The organism is Candidatus Synechococcus spongiarum (genome assembly GCF_900047545.1).
Lineage (GTDB): Bacteria > Cyanobacteriota > Cyanobacteriia > PCC-6307 > Cyanobiaceae > Synechococcus_B > Synechococcus_B spongiarum_C.
The window spans coordinates 1-5,039 of the sequence record NZ_FITM01000110.1; the positions used below are offsets into that span (position 1 = coordinate 1).

Annotated in this window: 2 protein-coding genes; one reads left to right on the forward strand and one right to left on the reverse strand. The window is 63.6% G+C overall.

The genetic code is table 11. The features are described from left to right. The coding region (locus FLM9_RS04750) for an SNF2 helicase-associated domain-containing protein (protein WP_306806791.1) at positions 1-1,775 on the reverse strand (1,775 nt) is incomplete at its 3' end. Positions 1,776-1,958: 183 nt separating this feature from the next. Here FLM9_RS04750 and alaS point away from each other — a divergent pair. After that, positions 1,959-4,679, forward strand: a complete 2,721-nt coding sequence (gene alaS / locus FLM9_RS04755) for an alanine--tRNA ligase (RefSeq protein ID WP_081340200.1) — start codon at positions 1,959-1,961, stop codon at positions 4,677-4,679. Positions 4,680-5,039 lie beyond the last annotated feature (360 nt).

Below are 5,039 nucleotides of genomic sequence, written 5' to 3' on the forward strand. Positions count from 1 at the left end.
AAGGCCAGCAGTTGAATGGTTTTCCCCAAACCCATGTCATCCGCCAGGCAGGCCCCCTGACCAAAGCGATAGAGGAAGGCCAGCCAGCCCAATCCCCGCTCCTGGTAAGGGCGTAACTGGCCGCAAAACCCTTCCGGCGCGGGCAGGGGGTCGGGTTGCTTGTAGTGATGGTACTGCTCCAACACCTGCTGCAACCGTGGTCCCGCCTCAAAGCGATGCACCGGCAGCCGCTGCAGAGCCTCCGAGTCGTCACCAGCCAGCCGCAGGGCGTCTTCCAGGCTGAACCGTGGTTCCCCTAGGCAGAACGCTTCCGCCGCCTTGATGTCGCCAGGGCGCAGTTCCACCCACTGCCCGCCGTGGTTCACTAGGGGGCTCTTCTGGGCACTCAGCCGCTCCAGTTGGTTGAGGGTGATGGGCTGGCCGCCAATCATCAGGGTCCAGCGCCATTGCAGAGATTCTCCCAAGCTGAAGCCCTGGGACTCTGGCGGCAGATCCGCCTGGATGGCCAGCCCCATGCGCCCGGCCAGGCCATCGCTAAGGGTGGCAGGGAGCTTGACGCCAACCCCCAGATCCCGCAGGCGACGGCTGGCGGTGCGCACCAGCACAAAGGCCTCCGCCGCCGTCAAGCTCATGCCGGACGGGGTGGCGCCCTCCAGTCCCCGCTCAAGGGGCGTAAAGGCGGACAGGGCCCGACCCAGGCCCTCCAGCAGCAGTTGGCTGGGCTTGTCCACCGGGATTTCACCAATGTGGACGGCATTGTCGCCAGCGGCCCAAACGGCCTCGGCATCCAGCCAGAGACCGGTATCAACAGCGGCTTGAAGACCAAAGCGGAGCGGCCAGTGGTGACTGTCCTGTTCTCCCTGCTGTGGTGTGGGGGCTTGCAGTTCCAGGCAGGCCCGCGCTGGCGCCAATTGGCCCATGACCACCTGGCGCCAGTGGTTGGTGGCCGCCTGCAGGCGCTCCACCCCATCCCCGTTGCTGGCCAGAAAGCCCTCCGGGGAGGCGAGGGCCTGCTGCCAACTGTCCAACAGCTCATCCAGGCCCTCCTCCAGCGGCGTGAAGGCAGCACGCATCTGGGTGTCCAGGAGGGCCGCCACCATGCTGGCCACCTGCAGGCGCTGCTGCTCGGGGCGACGGCAGGCCAGGGTGTTCAGCGGCTCCTGACCGGAGAGCAGTGCCTGGGGCATGTGTAATGCCATGGTTTCCAGGCGATACCGGTCATCCTCGCGATTGATCAACGGTTGCCAGCGGGCACAGCAGTGATCCCCTGTGGCCTCCACCACAGGCAGCCAGCGGCCACGAGCCACGAGGCTGAGGCACCAGCGCTGTAGATGGGCCAACCAGCGCAGCTCATCCCCCAGGTCCGGGTGCTCGCCACTGAGGGGCAGTGCATTGAGCCACGTGGGCAGATCCGCCATGGCCAGCTTCAGCCCTTCAATGCGCCAAGGCCACCATTGACACTGCTCAGGGATGGCCTCTCCGGCAAGCAGGGGAAGGCCGCTCCACACTTCCCACTCACTGCCACTGCTGGCGCGCCGCCGGCGGCGGGAGCGGCGCAGATCCCGACTGGGCAAGCTCAGCAGACGATCCACAGGTTGCAGAGGGGCCTCCGGCAGGCGTTGCTGGCTGGTCAGGCAACGGTGCAAGTCCTGCCGCGAGAGGGCAAAAGGGTGGACCAGTGGTTCCTCCACAGGAGTCTGTCGATCCACCAGACACCAGGCATCAGCCCACAGCACAAGACCATCGCCGTCCCATAGCGCGTGCAGAAGGCTCATAGACCCCTTTGGTCGAAAAGCATGAGACGTGGCACACCCTGACCCTGGCTGAAGGCGGTGGTCAGCGGTGCTTCCCCTTAACTTGCCAGATCATGGCAGGCCATGACCAGTTCCTTGGGACTGCGGAGTCATCGCCTTTCACTATGCTTCTCCACCATGAAGGCATCCCCGTCCCCAGCCATCATGTTGTCGGCACAACAGCAGCCCCGTAGTGGCGCGGCCATCCGCCTCGCCTTCCTGGACTTCTACACAGCCCGTGGCCACCGCCTGCTGCCCAGTGCCTCCCTGGTGCCGGACGACCCCACTGTCCTCCTCACCATTGCGGGGATGCTTCCCTTCAAGACCGTGTTTCTTGGGCAAAAACCGCGGCCTGCTCAGCGGGCCACCAGTGCCCAGAAGTGCATTCGAACCAATGATATTGAGAATGTGGGTCGCACGGCGCGCCATCACACGTTCTTCGAGATGCTGGGCAACTTTTCCTTTGGGGACTACTTCAAGGAGCAGGCCATTTGCTGGGCTTGGGAACTGAGCACGGAGGTATTCGGACTGGACCCTCGGCACCTAGTGGTGAGTGTGTTCCACGAGGACCGGGAAGCCACGTCCATCTGGACGGAAACGGTGGGAGTAGCCCCCCACCGGATCGTGCCCATGGGTGCAGCGGACAACTTTTGGAGTGCCGGCCCCACAGGTCCTTGCGGTCCGTGTTCCGAACTGTACTACGACCTGCAGCCGGAGAAGGGTGACGAGGCCATCAATCTGGAAGACGACGAGCGCTTCATAGAGTTTTACAACCTGGTGTTCATGGAGTCCAATCGGAATGCCGACGGCGTTCTGACACCTCTGGCCAACAAGAACATCGACACGGGCATGGGTCTGGAGCGCATGGCCCGGATTCTGCAAGGCAAGCCCAATAACTATGAAACGGACCTTATCTATCCCCTCATGGCCGCCGTTGCCCGGCGCTCACCCCTGGAGGACTACCTTGCCGCCAGTACAGACCAGCAAACCTCCCTCAAAATCATTGCCGACCACAGCCGGGCGGTGACCCACCTGATTGCCGACGGGGTCACCAGTTCCAATCTGGGGCGCGGCTACGTGCTGCGGCGCCTCATCCGCCGCGCCGTCCGCCATGGGTACCTCATTGGCATCCGCGAGCCGTTTTTGGAATCCCTGGTGGACGTGGTGGTTAAAGTGACGGGATCGGCCTACCCCCAGCTTCAGCAACGGGAGACTGCCATCAAGCGGGAACTCAAGCAGGAGGAGTTGCGCTTCCGTGACACCCTGGAGCGGGGCGAAAAGCGCCTCGGCGAGATTTTGACGACGCAACCGGAGCGGATTAGCGGTAGCCAGGCGTTCGAGCTTTACGACACCCACGGCTTTCCCCTGGAGTTGACCGTGGAGATTGCCCAGGAACACGGGTTGGGCGTGGATCAAGAGGGGTTTGCCGCGGCCATGGAGATCCAGAGGCAACAGGCCAGGGCCGCCGCCGTCAACGTGGATCTCACCCGTGGCGGTGTGGCGGAAGGCCTGGCTGCCAAGCTGGGGGCTACCCCCTTCAGCGGCTATCAACAGCTCAATGACGAGAGCGAGGTAGTGGCCCTCATCGTCAACGGCGAGGCAGCGCAGCAGGCGCTCCAGGGCGATGCGGTGCAGGTGGGTTTGTCGCGCACCTGTTTCTACGGGGAGTCCGGAGGCCAGGTGGGAGATCGAGGTGTGGTGCTGGGTGCGACAACGGCAGGTCAACCCATGGAGATGATCGTTGAGGATGTGCAGAAAGTAGACGGGTTTGTTCTGCACAAGGGCCGTCTGGTATCAGGGGTGCTGCACTTGGGACAGGTGGTGGTCACCCGGGTGGACCACTTCTGTCGGCGTCGGGCTCAGATTCACCACACGGCCACCCATCTCCTCCACGAGGCGCTCAAGCGGGTTGTAGATCCAGCCATCTGCCAGGCCGGTTCTTTGGTGGACTTCAATAGGCTCCGCTTCGACTTCAACTGCCCCCGATCGGTGGCGGCCAGCGAGATGGAACAGATGGAGTCCTTGATTAACGGGTGGATTCTGGAGGCTTACAGTCTGGAAGTGAGCCAGATGCCCATGGCGGAGGCCAAGGCCCGTGGGGCGGTGGCCATGTTCGGGGAGAAGTATGGGGACGTGGTGCGGGTGGTGAACGTTCCTGGGGTGTCCATGGAACTCTGCGGCGGCATCCACGTGAACAACACCGCTGAAATCGGTGTGGTGCGGCTGGTAGCGGAGAGTGGTGTGGCCGCTGGCATCCGCCGCATTGAGGCTGTGGCCGGTCCGGCGGCGCTGGCTTACATCAAACCTCGAGACCAGGCCTGCCGTGAATTGGGGGAGCGGTTCAAGGCACAACCCACGGAGATCGTGGCCCGAGTCGAGGCCCTGCAGGCCGAACTGAAACACACCAGCAAAGCCCTGGCCGCAAGCAGGGAAGCCCTGGCGCTGGCCAAGGCCAAGGCCCTGGTTGACCAGGCCCAATCCAATGGCGCGTTCCAGCTTCTGGTGCAACGGCTGGATGGGGTGGAGCCTGCAGCCCTGCAAACGGCGGGTCAGGCCCTTGTGGACCAACTGGGTCCCGGGGCGGTGGTGGTGCTGGCTGGGGAATCCTCCCCGGGCAAGGTGAGCCTCGTGGCGGGGTTTGGACCCCAGGTGGTGGCCCGTGGTCTGAAGGCCGGGGCCGTGATTGGCGCCCTGGCCAAAGGGTGTGGCGGTGGCGGTGGGGGGCGCCCCCATCTGGCTCAGGCGGGTGGCCGTCAGCCGGAAAACATTGATGCCGTGCTGGAAGCCGGCCAGGCCCAGTTGGTGCGGGCCCTCAGTCAGAGTCCGCCACCAGAACCCCAACGCCGTCGTCGCAAGAGCACCAGGAAAACATCATCTGCCGGATGAGTCGCTGGTTTGTTGTTGTCTGCTGCCAAGCCATGTATTGTGCAATTGATCACATTTCGGCTCATGCATACGCACGCACTCAAGCTTCTGATGGGGGCTGCTTTGCTCACCACACTGGCTGCCTGTCAAGGGAGGATGCCCGAGAGGAGTTCGGAACCGGCCACGTCCCATGAGTCTGATGGGGACAATCACATGATGTCTGGAGAGGAAGCCCAGGACCACATGGATGGCCCCATGGCCATGGGTGACCCCATCTTCAGCGGCACCTTCCAGAAGGGGGAGGCCGACGCTGCCGGCACCTTCGCCATCCACAAGGATGGAGATACAGCCATGATTCACCTGAGCGAGGATTTCGCCACC